This is a genomic window from Burkholderia sp. KBS0801 (genome assembly GCF_005937855.2).
Lineage (GTDB): Bacteria > Pseudomonadota > Gammaproteobacteria > Burkholderiales > Burkholderiaceae > Burkholderia > Burkholderia ambifaria.
Window position 1 is genome coordinate 2,351,526 of record NZ_CP042177.1, and the last position, 15,445, is coordinate 2,366,970.

The following is a 15,445-nucleotide window of genomic DNA, read 5'->3' on the forward strand; positions in this document are numbered from 1 at the left end:
GCCGCCGCCGCTACTTCGCGTCCGGCTGCAGCACCGGCTGCGCGCGCCGGTACCACACCGCGTACACGATCGACAGCGCGATCAGGAACGGAATGCCGAAGATCAGCGTCATGTGGAATTCGGCGGTGAAGTAGGTCGTCACCATCACCGCGAGCATCAGCGCCGCGCCGAGCAGCGTCAGCAGCGGAAAGCCGCGCATCCGGAACGCGGGCGCCGGCAGGCCGAGCGCCGCGCGACGCCGCCGGAAGCAGTAGTGCGTGACGAAGATCATCATCCACGTGAACAGCGCACCGAACATCGACACCGACATCATGATCGCGAACGATGCATCCGGATACAGCACGCTCAGCACCGTCGCGAGCGCGATGCCGAGCGTCGACAGCAGCAGCGCGCCGAACGGCACGCCGCGCGCGTTCACCTCGCCGAGTGCCTTCGGCGCATGGCCCGCGCGCGACAGGCTGAACATCATCCGCGTCGTGATGTAGAGCTGGCTGTTCATCGCGGACAACGCGGCGATCAGTACCACGAAGTTGATCAGCCCGGCCGCGCCCGGCAGGTGGATCGCCTCCATCACCTTCACGAACGGGCTCTCGTCGCGCCCCGCCGCCGTCCACGGCACGATCGCGAGCATCAGTGCGAGCGTGACGAGGTAGAACAGCACGAGCCGCACGATCGTCGAGCGGAACGCGCGCGTCACCGCGCGCTCGGGATCTTCCGCCTCGCCCGCCGCGACCGCGATCATCTCGATGCTCAGGTAGCTGAAGATCGACACGATCACCGCGACCCACATCCCCCACATGCCCTTCGGAAAGAAGCCGCCATGATCGGTGTAATGATGGAAACCCGCGCGCGCCGCGCCGTCGCCGACCAGCGCCGGATTGCCGAAGACCACGTACGCGCCGAGCACGATGAAGCCGACGATCGCCGCGATCTTCACGACCGAGAAACCGTATTCGACCGCACCGAACACGTCGACGCTGCGCGCGTTGACGAACACGAGCAGCGCCGAGAAGCCGACGATCCACAGCCAGCCCGGCACGCCCGGGAACCAGTACTTCATGTACAGCGCGATCGCGGTGACTTCGGTGCCGACCGCGAGCACGATGCACGCCCAGTACGCATAGCGCACGAGAAACCCGGCCCACGGGCTCACGTAATGTTCGGCGTAGGCGCCGAATGATCCGGAGGTCGGGTGCGCGACCGTCATCTCCGCGAGACAGCCCATCAGCAACAGCGAGATGAACGCGCCGATCGCGTAACTGACGAGCACGCTCGGGCCCGCGAAGCCGATCGCGAACCCGCTGCCGAGAAAGAGACCGGTGCCGATCGCACCGCCGATCGCGATCATCGCCATCTGGCGTGCGGAAAGCGTGCGGCGCAGACCGTGCTCGCGCGCCGCGATGTGCTGGAATTGCCCTTCTGGTTGCATCGAATGACCTCGTTCTAAAGCGTATGTCCGGTCGAAACGTCGACGGCGCACGGGCCGGTGCCGGACCGCACCGGCCACCGCGCGCCGCATCCTCAGAACAGGTGGCGCAGGCCGGCCGCGAGGCCCGTCTGGTTGCCGCGTCCGGGCATTTCGGTGAACGCGCCGCCGGTCACCCGGTTGTAGTCGAGCGTCGCGTAGACCTGCGTCGCCTTCGACAGCGCGTACTCGGCCTCGAGCACGCCCGTATAACGCTTGCCGCCGTTACCTGCCACGCCGTTGACGTTGCGGATGTCGTCGTAGTACGCGACGCCCGTCACCGATACTGCCGGCGTGACCTTCACGCTCACACCGGTGTAGAAGATCGCGTCGCGGCGCGGGTTGTCGGCGAACGAACCGTAGCTCACGTCGCGGCCCGGCGCGTTCAGCAGTTGCCGATCGAGCATGCCCGTGCGGTCGATGCCGCCGAGATAGCCGGCGTACAGCGTCGCCGCGCCGAACGCGTAGCGTGCGCCCGCGCCCCAGGCCTGCTGTGCACGGCTGTTCAGGTCGCGCACCTGCTGGTAGGTCGCACCGACCATCAGTCCGCCGAGCGTGTACGACACGTGCGTGCCCCAGTACGCATTCGCGCCGAGGCTGCCCGCGACGCCGCCGAAACCGTAGCTCGCGCCGACGTCCAGCCCGCCGAACGTGCCGTCGTAGCTGACGGTGTTGCTTGCGCGGCCCTGCGTGAGGAAGTACGGCCACATGTTGGCCGTGTAGTTGCCGACCGTCAGCGGATCGAGATCGCCGAACAGGTTGAATGCCTCGGTCGCCTGCCTGCCGAGCTTCACGGTGCCCCAATCGCTCGCGAGGCCGACATATGCGTAGCGGCCGAACAGCGCGCCGTCGAGCTGCCCGTTCTGCGGCTCGAAGCCGCTCTCGAGCTGGAAGATCGCCTTCAGCCCGCCGCCGAGCGCTTCGCTGCCCTTCAGGCCCCAGCGGCTGTTGGTGATCGCGCCGTTGGCCATCTGCACGCTCGCGTCGTTCGACGCATTCGCATGCGTCGTGTAGCGGATGCTCTGGTCGACGATGCCGTACAGCGTCACGCTGCCCTGCGCCATCGCGCCGCTCGCGGCGATCAGGCCCGCCATCGTCGGTACTGCGAATCGAATCATTCTCGTCACGTTCGTCTCCATCCTTGTCTTTATCCTTGTTGCACTTCTTGGGGTTTGCTGGTGATACGGGTATTGCAAGCCGCGCCACACGGCGTGGTGCTAGTCGCGCGCCGCCGGCAGCGCGACGTACGCGACGAGTTCGACGCGCATCGCCGGATGCGCGAAGCCCTGCACGCCCACGCACGTGCGGTTCGGATACGGTTCGCGGAAGTGGCGCCGGTATTCGGCGTCGAATTCCGGCATCGCCTCCACGTCGGACAGATAGACGAGCACCTGCGCGACGTCATCCATCGTCGCGCCGGCCGCCGCGACGGCCTTCGCGAGATTGCAAAGCGTGATGCGCGCCTGCGCGGTCATCGTGTCGCCGGCGATCGCGCCGGATGCATCGACCGGCCCGTGGCCGGTAAACATCAGCCCGCCCGCGCGGGTCGCCCACGAGAACGGCTGGGCCAGCTGCGGCAAGTCGACCGGGATCGTATCTGCCATCGTGTCCTCCTTCGGTTCGGGATCGGCCGCTCAGGCGGCCTGGCGCGACGTGCCGCCGAGCACGTCGGCGATCGCGTTCGCGACATGGTCGACGTTCGCGTCGTTCAGGCCGGCGATGCACATGCGGCCCGAGCGCAGCAGGTAGACGCCGTGCGACGCACGCAGCCGGTCCACGTCGGCCGCGGCGATGCCCGTATAGCTGAACATCCCGCGCTGCGTGACGAGTGCATCGAACGCGGGCGCGGGCAGGCGCGCGTCGAGCCGCGCCTTCAGCGCGCCGCGCATGCGCTTGATGCGCGCGCGCACCGCTGCGACTTCGTCCTCCCAACACGCGCGCAGCACGTCGTCGTTCAGCACGGTCGACACGAGTTGCGCGCCTAACAGCGGCGGACTCGAATAGGTGCGGCGCACGCCGGCTTGCAACTGGCTCAGCACAGTCGCCGCTTCGCCCGCGCTCGTGCAGACGATCGATAGCCCGCCGACACGCTCGCCGTACAACGAGAAATTCTTCGACAACGAGTTGCTGACGATCGCCGGCAGCCCCGCTTCGACGATCGCGCGCACAGCCCACGCGTCGTCGTCGAGCCCGTCGCCGAAGCCCTGGTACGCCATGTCGAGGAATGGAATCAGCCCGCGGCGAGCGAGCACGTCGATCACCGCGCGCCACGCGTCGCGGCCGAGGTCGAGGCCCGTCGGGTTGTGACAGCACGGCTGCAGCAGCACGATGCTGCGCGCGGGCAGCGCATCGAGCGCCGCGAGCATCGCGTCGACGCGCAGATCGTTGCGCGCTTCGTCGTAGTACGGATACGTGTGCACGTCGAGGCCGGCCGCCGAGAAGATCACGCGATGGTTGTCCCACGTCGGATCGCTGATCCAGATCGCGCTGTCGGGGAAATAGCGCTTCACGAACTCGGCGCCGAGCCGCAGCGCGCCCGAGCCGCCGAGCGTCTGCAGGGTCGCGATGCGTCCTTGCGCGAGCGCCGCGCAGCCGGCGCCGAACACGAGGCGCTGCACGCCCTGCCGGTACGCGGCGAGCCCTTCCATCGGCAGATACGTGTGCGGCGTGCCGGCCTGGCTCACGCGCTCGGCCGCGAGACGCGTGCTCTCCAGCACCGGGATGCGGCCCGCGTCGTCGTAGTAGAGGCCGATGCTGAGATTGACCTTGTGCGGATGCGCATCCTGCTGGAACGCCTGGAACAGCGACAGGATCGGGTCGCCCGGATAGGCGGGAACATGTTCGTACATGGCGTAAAAACGATAGGTGTTGAAGGCGGCGATACGGCCGGCGGCATGACAGCGCGTCAGGCCGTGCGGTCGAGGCATGGGGCGCATGTTATCGAGGACGAAATAGAATGAGCTTCACTTTTCGATGACGAATCGCGCCGATTGCCGTAGAGTCTGCGTCTTGCATCTCAAAATTCACGGAATTCTGCGAAATGACTCTGGATCGAACCGACATGCGGATCCTCCGGCACCTCGAGCGGGACGGACGCATCAGCAATCAGGACCTCGCGAACGCGGTCGCGCTGTCGCCGTCGGCGTGCCTGCGGCGCGTGAAGTTGCTCGAGGAACGCGGCGCCATTGCAGGGTATCGCTGCACGATCGAGCCGAAGAAGGTCGGCGTCGCGTTCGAGGCGCTCGTGCATGTGTCGATGCGGCCGGACGTGCCCGAGTGGCACGACCGGTTCGTGGAAGCGATCCAGGCGTGGCCGGAAGTGATCGCCGCGCAGATCGTGACGGGCGGCTCGAACTACGTGCTGACGGTGCGGGCGCGCGACCTCGACCACTACTCGGACTTCGTGATCAATCGGCTGCACCGCGCGGCGGGCGTGATGTCGATCAATTCGAGCATCGTGCTCGCGACGCTGAAGCGCGACGGCTCGATCCTCGATCTCGTCGAGCCATCGACGGCCGGCTGATGGATTGCTGCACGAGCATGAAAAATATTTGCAGAAAGGGCTTTACGAACCCCAAAAGCTCTGACATAATTTCAGCTTCTTTGGGCGGTTAGCTCAGCGGTAGAGCACTGCCTTCACACGGCAGGGGTCACTGGTTCGATCCCAGTACCGCCCACCAAAGAATTCAAGGGCCTGCGTCTCACGACGCAGGCCCTTTTCGTTTTGCGGTCGCTTTTCTGCGCCCCTCCTCTGCTGCCGAATGCTTCGGGTTCGCCCACCGCGTTCAAGAGCCGGCGCTTCGACGGCAAGTAATCGAAGCGCCGCGACCGCTCACTTCACCCGCTCCGCCGTCGCGTCGAACGCACGCCGCGCCTTGTCGACGATCTCGTCGACTTCAGCCTCCCGGATCACGAGCGGCGGCGACAGCAGCATCCGGTCGCCTGTCGCGCGCATGATCAGGTTGCCGTTGAAACAGAAGTCGCGGCAGATCGTGCCGATATCGACGTCCGCGCCGAATCGCTCGCGCCGGCTCCGGTCGCGCGCCAGCTGAACGCCCGCGACCAGCCCCGCTCCCGCGATCTCGCCGACGATCGGATGATCGCCGAGCGCTTCCCGCAGCCGGCGCTGGAAATACGGCCCGATGTCGCGCTTTACCCGCTCGACGATCCCTTCGTCACGCAGCAGCTTCAGGTTCGCAACCGCGACGGCTGCCGCCACCGGGTGCCCCGAGTACGTGAGGCCATGATTGAATTCGCCGTTGTCGATGATCGGGCGCGCGATGCGCTCGTGAATGCCCACCGCACCCATCGGCACATAACCCGACGTCAGGCCCTTGGCCATCGTGATCAGGTCCGGCTCGAAGCCGAAATGCTGGTGCGCGAACCATTCGCCGGTGCGCCCGAAGCCGCCGATCACTTCGTCGGCGACGAGCAGGATGTCGTACTTGCGGCAGATCCGCTGGATTTCCGGCCAGTACGTCGACGGCGGGAAGATCACGCCGCCCGCGCCCTGGAACGGCTCGCCGATGAACGCGGCGACGTTCTCCGCGCCGAGTTCGAGGATCTTCGCCTCGAGCTGCTGCGCGCGTGCGAGGCCGAACGCTTCGGGCGTCTCGCCGGCTTGCGCCTCGCCGAAGAAATACGGCTGGTCGATGTGCACGATGTGCTCGACCTTCGACGGCATCTGCTCGTGCATGTAGCCCATCCCGCCGAGCGTGCCGCCCGCGATCGTCGAGCCGTGGTAGCCGTTCTTGCGCGAGATCACGAACTTCTTCTGCGGCTGGCCCTGCACGCGCCAGTACTGGTGCACGACGCGCAGCACGGTGTCGTTGCCTTCCGAACCGCTGTTGCAATAGAAGAAGTGGTTGAAGCCGGCGGGCGTGACTTCCGCGAGCAGCGCCGACAGCTCGATCACCGGCGGGTGCGTGGTCTTGAAGAACGTGTTGTAGAACGGCAGTTCCTGCAGCTGGCGATACGCGGCGTCGGCGAGCTCCTTGCGGCCGTAGCCGACGTTCACGCACCAGAGGCCTGCCATCCCGTCGATGACCTTGTTGCCGTCCGAGTCCCACAGGTAGACGCCGTCGGCCTTCACGATCACGCGGCTGCCCGCGCGGTTCAGCGCGCCCATGTCCGAGAACGGGTGGATGTGGTGGGCGGCGTCGAGCGCGCGGTATTCGGCGGTCGAGTGCGGCGGGAAGGCTTCGTTTCGATCGGTCATGTTTCCTCCGTAAGCAGCGCCGCACACTCACACGTGCAGCAGCAGATGGCGGCGTTCCCACGAGCTGATCACGCGGAAGAACGCTTCGTATTCGGTTTCCTTCAGCGCCAGGTAAGCCTTCACGAACTTGTCACCGAGAATGCCGGCGAGCGGCGTGCACGCGGCCATCAGCGAGATGCCCTCCTCGAGATTGCGCGGCAGCTGGTACGGCAGGTCGTAGCCGTCGGACGCGATCGGTTCGGTCGGCGCGAGCTGCTGCGTGAGGCCCAGATAGCCGGCCGCGAGCGTCGCCGCGAACGCGAGGTACGGGTTGCAGTCGACGCCCGGAATCCGGTTCTCGATGCGCCGCGCGACCGGCGTCGACTGCGGGATGCGGAAGCCGACCGTGCGGTTGTCGTAGCCCCACTGCACGTTGATCGGCGCGGCCATGAAACGCGACAGCCGGCGATACGAGTTGATGTACGGCGCGAAGATCGGCATCAGCGCAGGCGTGTACTTCTGCAGTCCCGCGAGATAGCTGTGGAACATCGGCGACACGACCCCGCCCTCTTCGGCGAACAGGTTGCGGCCGGTGTGCACATCGGCGAGGCTCTGGTGGATGTGCATCGCGGAGCCCGGCTCGCCTTCCATCGGCTTGGCCATGAAGGTCGCGTACATGTTGTGCCGCAGCGCGGCCTCGCGCACCGTGCGCTTGAACAGGAACACCTGGTCGGCCAGCGACAGCGCGTCGCCGTGCACGAAGTTGATCTCCATCTGCGCGGCGCCGACTTCGTGGATCAGCGTCTCGATGTCGAGCCCCTGCATCTCGCAGTATTCGTAGATGTCCTCGAACAACGGATCGAACTCGTTGACCGCCTCGATCGAATACGACTGCCGGCCGGTTTCCGCGCGGCCCGTGCGCCCGATCGGCGGACGCAACGGCAGGTCGGGATCCGCGTTCATATCGACCAGGTAGAACTCGAGCTCCGGCGCGACGACGGGCTGCCAGCCCTTCGCCTTGTACAGGTCGAGCACGCGGCGCAGCACGTAGCGCGGCGAGATCTCGACCGGCGAGCCATCGAAATGCACGCAATCGTGGATCACCTGCGCGGTCGGATCGACGGCCCACGGAATCAGGCAGATGGTCGATGGATCGGGCACGCACACCATGTCGGGATCGGTCACGCCGGTCAGCGAGCCGTCCTCCGGATAGTCGCCGGTGACGGTCTGCACCATCACGGCCTGAGGCAGGCGCATCGATTCGCCGGATTCGAATTTGTTGCGCGGAATGATCTTGCCGCGCGCGATGCCGGCCATGTCGGGAATGATCGCCTCGACTTCGGTGATGCGGTGCTGACGCAGGAATTCGCTCAGTTCGGGTTGCATGATCGGCCTCGTTCAGTCGATGTCGGATGCGGCCGGCGACGGCATGGTGCCGCCGGCCGCACGAATGCGGTGGGTCATGCGCGCGCGGCACGCCGCGCCGAATGCCGCGAAGATGTCGCGCGACAGCGGCTGTTCCGCGAAACGCCATTCGGGATGCCACTGCACGCCAAGCGCGAACGCGCGCGCGCCGCGCACGCTGACGGCCTCGATCAGCCCGTCGGGCGCGCTCGCTTCGGCCGCGAGCCCCGCGCCGAGCCGCGCGACGCCCTGGTCGTGCAGCGAATTGACCATCGCGTCGTGCGCGCCGCGAGCGATCCGTTGCAGCAGGCCGCCCGGCGCAAGCTGTATGCGGTGTGCGGGGCCGTACTGTCGCTCGAGCGGATCGCCGTCGCGCTCGCGATGGTCGTGAAAGCCGGGGCTCGCATGCAGCCGCTGATGCAGCGTGCCGCCGTACGCGACGTTCAGCTCCTGCATCCCGCGGCAGATCGCGAGCACCGGCACGCCGGCATCGATCGCCGCGCGGATCAGCGGCAGCGCGGTCGCATCGCGCGCGGGATCGTGCAGCGTGTCGGGCGTACTCGCCGGGCCGCCGTAGTGATGCGGCTCGACGTTCGAATAGCTGCCGGTCAGCAGCAGCCCGTCGACGGACGCCACGATCGCGTCGACCGGCTGCCGCGCACCCAGCGCGGGCAGCACGAACGCCAGCGCGCCGGCGCCGTCGACCAGCGCGACGAGATACTTCTCGCCGGCCGTGTGGTTCGGATGGGCGCCGCGCAGGATGCGGTCGGCGGTGACGGCTACGATCGGGCGCGCGCGCATGATCGCCTCCGCGATAAGCGCGCGACGCGTGCGGAGGCGCAAGACGATGGAAGCCCGCCGCCGCCTGGCATGCGCGCGTGCGCGATCATGCCGCGCGCACGGTGCGGCAACCGGCAGTGTGACCCGATGCGAAAACGGAAAAGGACACTAGGGTAACAATGAAGCGCTGCCGTCGCGCTGCACCGCGCTGAACAGGTGCGCGGTCACGAGGTTGAAGCGGCGCAGGCCGCGATGGGACACAGCGACGAAACCAGGCTCGCGTATGAGGGCGGCGCGCGTGCCGCGATCAGCATGCCGGATCGGCCCGGCCTGAGGCGGCGCGCCCGCCGACGGACTTCGGGTCCGGCGTATCGAAGGGCTGGCGGCTTTCACGATCGTACTCGACTGACTGATGAAGACAGGACACGTGTCGCGGTGAAGCGCAGACGGCAATGCCGTACGGCGACACGTCGGGAAGGTGCCTCGCGACGAATTCCGGCTGGGTACGGCGCCAATCGGCGCCGTCGTCGCCGGTGTGCGCGTGACGACTTCCTGACATTCAGCTTATATCACCTAAAAATTGCGTCAAATTTCCAGGTGCCGATCCCCGACATCGATCAGACAAAAAAACGGCATCGATCGTTCGGATCGATGCCGTTTTTGTGCGCTGCGTCAGCTTGCCCGCATCGCGTGCCGTCAAGCCGGCGCGGAAAGTATCACCGCACCGCCGCACGCAGCGTGCCGACGGATCAGCGATGCGCGAGCGCGGTTTCGACGAGCGTCTGCAGCAGCGGCACGATCCGCGCGGCGCGCGCTTCGTCGTATGCGTACGGACGCGTCTCTTCCATGTAGGTGATCTGCGACAGTTCGAGCTGCACGGCTTCGACGCCGGTTGCAGGCACGCCGTAGTGACGCGTGATGTAGCCGCCCTTGAACCGCCCGTTCGCGACCGCCGTATAACCGCCGTGCGCGTTCACGCAGGCGGCCAGCGCCTCGGCGAGGCCAGGCGCGGCGCTCGCGCCGCTCGACGTGCCGAAGTTGAAGTCCGGCAGGCGGCCTTCGAAGAAACGCGGCACGTGCGAGCGGATCGAGTGCGCTTCCCACACGAGCACGCGGCCATGCTCGCGCTTCAGGCGCGCGATCTCGCCTTGCAGCGCGTCGTGATACGGGCGCCAGTAGCGGTCGCGGCGGCGCATGATCTCGTCGTTGCCGGGCAGCGCGTTCGGCGGATACAACGGCGCCTTGTCGAACGTGTCGACCGGCACGAGCCCGGTCGTATCCTGCCCCGGGTACAGGTTCTCGTTGTCGGGCGGACGGTTCAGGTCGACGACGTAACGCGCATGCGACGGCACGAGGATCGATGCGCCGAGCGTCGCCGCAAACCCGTACAGCCGCTCGAGATGCCAGTCGCAATCGTCGACGAAGCGCGCGTCGGGCGTCATCGTCGCGGCGATGTCGTCGGGGATGTGGGTGCCTGCGTGCGGGATCGAGATCAGCAGCGGCAGCGTGCCCTGCTTCAGCGTGAATACAGCCGGTTGTTCAGTCATGTCGCCTCACCGTAAAAGTCTGCCGGCGCACGCGCGCGGCGTGCGCCAGGTGCCGCGCGTCAGCGCAGCAGTTGCGCCAGCGCGGCGCGGTAGCCGGCATAAGCAGCGGTTTCGTCGCGATGGCGGCGGCCGCTCACGACGCGTTCGCCGCCGGTGTAGACGTCGAGCACCGGCGTGTCGCCATGTTCGGCGAACACCGCGCCCGACAGCCAGTCCGCGCTGCCGTGTTCGGCGATCGCGGGATGATCGGGATCGAGCACGAGCCAGTCGGCGCGGCAGCCTTCGCGCAGCGCACCGATGCGCCGCCCGCTTGCCTGCGCGCCGCCGGCGAGCGACGCGTCGAACAGCCGGTCGGCGACATGCGCGTGCGTGTCGCTCGCGAGCACGTTGCGCGCGCGATGCACGAGCCGCTGCCCGTATTCGAGCAGGCGCAGCTCCGAGCGCCAGTCGACCGACGCATGGCTGTCCGAGCCGACACCGATCACGCCGCCCTGCGCGAGATAGTCGACGGCCGGGAACACGCCGTCGCCGAGGTTCGCTTCGGTGGTCAGGCACAGGCCAGCCACCGCGCGACGCTGCGCGAGCGCCGCCGTTTCGGCCGCATCGACGTGCGTCGCGTGCACGAGGCACCAGCGGGCGTCGACGTCGAAGCGATCGAGTAGCCATTGCACGGGCCGCGCGCCGTACGCACGCACGCAGTCGTCGACTTCGGCCGTCTGCTCGGCGATGTGAATATGCACCGGCGCGTCGTCTGGCAGGCCGTCGAGCAGCACGCGCAGCCCGTTCTCGGACACCGCGCGCAGCGAGTGCGGCGCGACGCCGTAGCGCAGCCCGCCATGCTCGGGCGCGACGCGACGCATCGCGTCGAGCAGTTCGAGCAGGCCGTCCGGCGTGTTGATGAAGCGGCGCTGGTCGTCGCGCGGCGGCTTGTTGCCGAAGCCGGCGAACTGGTACGACACGGGCAGCATCGTGATGCCGATGCCGGCCGAGCGCGCCGCGTCGATCACGCGCGTGCCGAGCTCCGCGAGCTGCGGATAGCGCGAGCCGTCCTGCGCGTGATGCACGTAGTGGAATTCGCACACCGACGTATAGCCGCACTTGAGCATCTCGACGTACAGCCAGCGCGCGATCGCCGCGAGCGCGTCGGGCGTGATCTTCAGCGCGAAGCGGTACATCAGGTCGCGCCAGCTCCAGAAGCTGTCGGCGGGATTCGCACGGTATTCGGTGAGCCCCGCCATCGCGCGCTGGAACGCGTGCGAATGCAGGTTCGGCATGCCGGGCAGCACGGGGCCGGCCGCGCGCGCGACGCCCGCCGGCGCATCGGTGTCGGGCGTCACGTCGGTCAGCGTGCCGGCCGCGTCCCAGCGCAGCAGCACGTTGCGGCGCCAGCCGTCGGGCAGGTAGGCATGGTCCGCGAACAGCGTCATTTCGGTCATGGTGAGTCTCTTCTCCTGCAAGGCTAGCCGTTCATCCGGCGAAACACCGTCGCACCGCCGCGCACGACTTGCTCGCACAGCGGACGGCCGATCCAGTAAGCGAGCTCCGCCAGCGAGCCGACCGACCAGACCGCGAAATCGGCCTGGCGACCGATCTCGAGCGCACCGTGCCGATCGGCACGGCCGAGCGCCGCGGCCGCATGGCGCGTCACGCCCTGCAGCACCTCGGGCACCGTCATCCGGAACAGCGTGCAGCCCATGTTCAGCGTCAGCAGCAGCGATTCGAGCGGCGACGTGCCGGGGTTGTGATCGGTCGCGAGCGCGATCGGCACGCCGTGCTTGCGCAGCAGCTCGATCGGCGGCAATTGCGTTTCGCGGATGAAGTAGTACGCGCCGGGCAACAGCACGGCGACCGTGCCGGCCGCCTTCATCGCCTCGATGCCGGCTTCGTCGAGAAATTCGAGGTGGTCGGCGGACAGCGCGCGATAACGCGCGGCGAGCGCGGTGCCGCCCGCGTTCGACAGCTGCTCCGCGTGCAGCTTCACCGGCAGGCCGCGCCGCGTCGCGGCTTCGAACACGCGCTCGGTCTGCGCGAGCGAAAAGCCGATGCGCTCGCAGAATACGTCGACCGCGTCGACGAGGCCTTCGTCGGCCAGCGTCGGCAGCATCCGTTCGCACACTTCGTCGATGTATGCGTCCGCGCGGCCCGCATATTCCGGCGGCAGCGCGTGCGCGCCGAGGAACGTCGTGTAGACGGTGACCGGGAAGCGCTCGCCGAGCTGGCGCGCGACGCGCAGCATCTTGCGCTCGCTCGCGAGGTCGAGCCCGTAGCCCGACTTGATCTCGATCGCGCTCACGCCTTCCGCGAGCAGCGGCTGCAGACGCGCGGCGGCCTGCACGAACAGCGTCGTCTCGTCGGCCGCGCGCGTCGCGCGCACCGTCGACACGATCCCGCCGCCCCGCCGCGCGATCTCCTCGTAGCTGACGCCGGCGAGGCGCTGCGCGAACTCGTCGGCGCGCGTGCCGCCGTACACGAGGTGCGTGTGGCAGTCGACGAGGCCCGGCGTCACCCACGCGCCGTGCAGGTCTTCGCGCTGCCAGTGCGCGTAACCGTGCGGCAGCGCGGAGAACGCGCCGAGCCACACGATCGTGCCGGTTTCGTCGACGGCGATCGCCGCGTCGTCGATGGTTTCGTCGGGGTGGCCGTGCGGACACAGCCTCAGGTGATGCCAGACAGTCGGTTTCATGCGTTCAGTCCCGTGCGCCGACGGCGAGCGACACGGCGAGCAGCGCGCCGCCTCCGCTCACGACGACGTCAAACGCACGCCGCGGCCCGTCGAGCCGCAACGTGTCCATTTCCTGCAGCGCGTAATGCGCGCCGTCGATGTCGACGCCGACCGCGCCGGTCGCGCAGAACAGCAGCACGGTATCGGCGCGCTCGACGCGGTGCGTGCCTTCGCGCCACACGTCGACGGTCCCACGCGCGGCCGAGCGGCGCGTCATCAGGTTGAAGTCGCGGGTCGGGCCGTCGTGCAGCGTCGCGTCGATCGCCGTTTCGCCGGCGAAATCCGCACGGGCGAGCGGCGCATCGAGCACATGGCGCGCGCCGCCCGCTTCCGTGAGCGTCATGCCCGCGCCGGACAGCAGCACGAGTGTGCGGTCGACGCCGTCGAAACGCGAGAACGGCCCGGCCGCGTCGACGTCCGCGACGCTCACGCGCCATGCGAACGCATCGAGCGCGGCGCCCGGTGCCGCCCCCGAGGACGTTCCCCGCGGAGAAAATGCCGCGATTTCGCGCGTGACGCCACCGCCGTTCTTCCACGGCGACGCAACGAGATCCGCCGCGCGGATCATCGCGGCGGCCAGTGTCGCGTGCACCGGCGCCTGGTCGAGCGCCGTCATGCTCAGCGGCCGAGCATCGGCAGCTTCAGGCCGGCTTCGCGGGCCGTCTGCTGCGCGAGTTCGTAGCCGGCATCCGCATGGCGCATCACGCCCGTCGCCGGATCGTTCAGCAGCACGCGCCCGAGACGCTCGTGCGCTTCGGCGGTACCGTCGGCGACGATCACGACGCCCGAGTGCTGCGAGAAGCCCATCCCGACGCCACCGCCATGGTGCAGCGACACCCACGATGCGCCGCCCGCGGTGTTCAGCAGCGCGTTCAGCAGCGGCCAGTCGCTCACGGCGTCCGAGCCGTCCTTCATCGATTCCGTCTCGCGGTTCGGGCTCGCGACCGAACCGGTGTCGAGGTGGTCGCGGCCGATCACGATCGGGGCCTTCAGTTCGCCGTTCTTCACCATCTCGTTGAACGCCTGGCCGAGACGATAGCGATCCTTCACGCCGACCCAGCAGATCCGTGCCGGCAGGCCCTGGAACGCGATGCGCTCACGTGCCATGTCGAGCCAGTTGTGCAGGTGCGCGTCGTCGGGGATCAGCTCCTTCACCTTCTGGTCGGTCTTGTAGATGTCTTCCGGATCGCCCGACAGCGCGACCCAGCGGAACGGACCCTTGCCTTCGCAGAACAGCGGGCGGATATAGGCCGGCACGAAGCCCGGGAAGTCGAATGCGTTCTCGACGCCCATTTCCAGCGCCATCTGGCGGATGTTGTTGCCGTAGTCGAGCGTGGCCGCGCCGCGTTCCTGCAGCGTCAGCATCGCGCGCACCTGCTCGGCCATCGACTGCTTCGCGACCTTCACGATGCTTTGCGGATCGACCTTCTGCGCCTCGCGCCATTGCGCGACGGTCCAGCCTTGCGGCAGGTAGCCGTTGATCGGGTCGTGCGCGCTCGTCTGGTCGGTCACGCAATCCGGCGTGACGCCGCGCTTGACGAGTTCCGCGAACACGTCGGCCGCGTTGCCGAGCAGGCCGACCGAGACCGGCTTGCCGGTGCGCTTCGCTTCGTCGATCATGCCGAGCGCTTCGTCGAGCGTCGTCGCCTTCTTGTCGACGTAGCGGGTCTTCAGGCGGAAGTCGATGCGCGTCTCGTCGCATTCGACCGCGATCATCGAGAAACCCGCCATCGTCGCGGCCAGCGGCTGCGCGCCGCCCATCCCGCCCAGGCCGCCCGTCAGAATCCAGCGGCCCGACGGGTCGCCATTGAAGTGCTGGTTCGCGACCGAGAAGAACGTCTCATAGGTGCCCTGCACGATCCCCTGGCTGCCGATGTAGATCCAGCTACCGGCCGTCATCTGGCCGTACATCATCAGGCCCTTGCGGTCGAGCTCGTGGAAGTGATCCCAGTTCGCCCAGTGCGGCACGAGGTTCGAGTTCGCGAGCAGCACGCGCGGCGCATCCGTGTGCGTGCGGAACACGCCGACCGGCTTGCCCGACTGGATCAGCAGCGTTTCGTTTTCCTCGAGATCCTTCAGCGACGCGAGGATCTGGTCGTAGCATTCCCAGTTGCGCGCCGCGCGGCCGATGCCGCCGTACACGACGAGCGCATGCGGATGCTCGGCGACTTCCGGATCCAGGTTGTTCTGGATCATCCGGTAGGCCGCTTCGGCCAGCCAGGTCTTGCAGACCTTCTCGCTGCCGCGCGGTGCGCGGATCGTGCGCGTCGGATCGAGACGGGGATCGATGTGTTTCGGATGGTTCATGACAACTGCTCCCGAAGGAAAGT

13 protein-coding genes and 1 tRNA gene are annotated in these 15,445 nt (G+C 67.8%); 2 read left to right on the forward strand and 12 right to left on the reverse strand.

Annotated features, from left to right (window positions below; genetic code table 11):
* Positions 1-10 precede the first annotated feature (10 nt).
* The 4 genes from FFI87_RS11115 to FFI87_RS11130 all read right to left on the reverse strand — a co-directional run bounded on the left by FFI87_RS11115 (position 11) and on the right by FFI87_RS11130 (position 4,314).
* Positions 11-1,429: an amino acid permease gene (locus FFI87_RS11115; RefSeq protein WP_138847451.1), complete on the reverse strand. Its 1,419-nt coding sequence runs from the start codon at positions 1,427-1,429 to the stop codon at positions 11-13.
* Positions 1,430-1,521: 92 nt separating this feature from the next.
* Positions 1,522-2,583 (reverse strand): porin, encoded by a 1,062-nt coding sequence (locus FFI87_RS11120; protein WP_186381699.1) that lies wholly within the window; start codon positions 2,581-2,583, stop codon positions 1,522-1,524.
* 99 nt (positions 2,584-2,682) lie between these two features.
* Positions 2,683-3,069, reverse strand: coding sequence for a RidA family protein (locus FFI87_RS11125; RefSeq protein ID WP_012364250.1), 387 nt, complete (start codon positions 3,067-3,069; stop codon positions 2,683-2,685).
* A gap of 30 nt (positions 3,070-3,099) precedes the next feature.
* Positions 3,100-4,314, reverse strand: a complete 1,215-nt coding sequence (locus FFI87_RS11130) for an amino acid aminotransferase (RefSeq protein WP_138847449.1) — start codon at positions 4,312-4,314, stop codon at positions 3,100-3,102.
* Positions 4,315-4,505: 191 nt separating this feature from the next.
* Between FFI87_RS11130 and FFI87_RS11135 the strand changes: the two genes are divergently transcribed.
* On the forward strand, positions 4,506-4,988 hold the full coding sequence (locus tag FFI87_RS11135) for an Lrp/AsnC family transcriptional regulator (RefSeq protein WP_034176545.1): 483 nt from the start codon (positions 4,506-4,508) through the stop codon (positions 4,986-4,988).
* A gap of 82 nt (positions 4,989-5,070) precedes the next feature.
* Positions 5,071-5,145 (forward strand) — tRNA-Val (locus FFI87_RS11140).
* Positions 5,146-5,297: 152 nt separating this feature from the next.
* On the opposite strand, the gene FFI87_RS11145 is transcribed toward FFI87_RS11140, so the two are convergent.
* The 8 genes from FFI87_RS11145 to hutU form a co-directional block, all read right to left on the reverse strand.
* Entirely contained in the window at positions 5,298-6,683 is a 1,386-nt protein-coding gene (locus tag FFI87_RS11145; protein ID WP_012364252.1) for an aspartate aminotransferase family protein, read from the reverse strand.
* 27 nt (positions 6,684-6,710) lie between these two features.
* Positions 6,711-8,048: a glutamine synthetase family protein gene (locus tag FFI87_RS11150; RefSeq protein WP_138847448.1), complete on the reverse strand. Its 1,338-nt coding sequence runs from the start codon at positions 8,046-8,048 to the stop codon at positions 6,711-6,713.
* 12 nt (positions 8,049-8,060) lie between these two features.
* Positions 8,061-8,867: a gamma-glutamyl-gamma-aminobutyrate hydrolase family protein gene (locus FFI87_RS11155; protein WP_138847447.1), complete on the reverse strand. Its 807-nt coding sequence runs from the start codon at positions 8,865-8,867 to the stop codon at positions 8,061-8,063.
* A 728-nt stretch (positions 8,868-9,595) separates the two neighbouring features.
* Positions 9,596-10,393 carry an N-formylglutamate deformylase gene (gene hutG, locus FFI87_RS11165; protein WP_012364256.1) on the reverse strand — a complete coding sequence of 266 codons (798 nt, stop codon included), beginning with the start codon at positions 10,391-10,393 and terminating at the stop codon, positions 9,596-9,598.
* 59 nt (positions 10,394-10,452) lie between these two features.
* Positions 10,453-11,829, reverse strand: coding sequence for a formimidoylglutamate deiminase (locus FFI87_RS11170; RefSeq protein ID WP_138847446.1), 1,377 nt, complete (start codon positions 11,827-11,829; stop codon positions 10,453-10,455).
* Between the two features lie 23 nt (positions 11,830-11,852).
* A complete protein-coding gene (hutI, locus tag FFI87_RS11175; protein WP_138847445.1) occupies positions 11,853-13,076 on the reverse strand; it encodes an imidazolonepropionase in 1,224 nt (407 codons plus the stop codon).
* A gap of 4 nt (positions 13,077-13,080) precedes the next feature.
* Entirely contained in the window at positions 13,081-13,731 is a 651-nt protein-coding gene (locus FFI87_RS11180; RefSeq protein ID WP_138847444.1) for a HutD family protein, read from the reverse strand.
* A gap of 2 nt (positions 13,732-13,733) precedes the next feature.
* Positions 13,734-15,422, reverse strand: coding sequence for a urocanate hydratase (hutU, locus tag FFI87_RS11185; protein WP_012364260.1), 1,689 nt, complete (start codon positions 15,420-15,422; stop codon positions 13,734-13,736).
* Between the last annotated feature and the right edge of the window lie 23 nt (positions 15,423-15,445).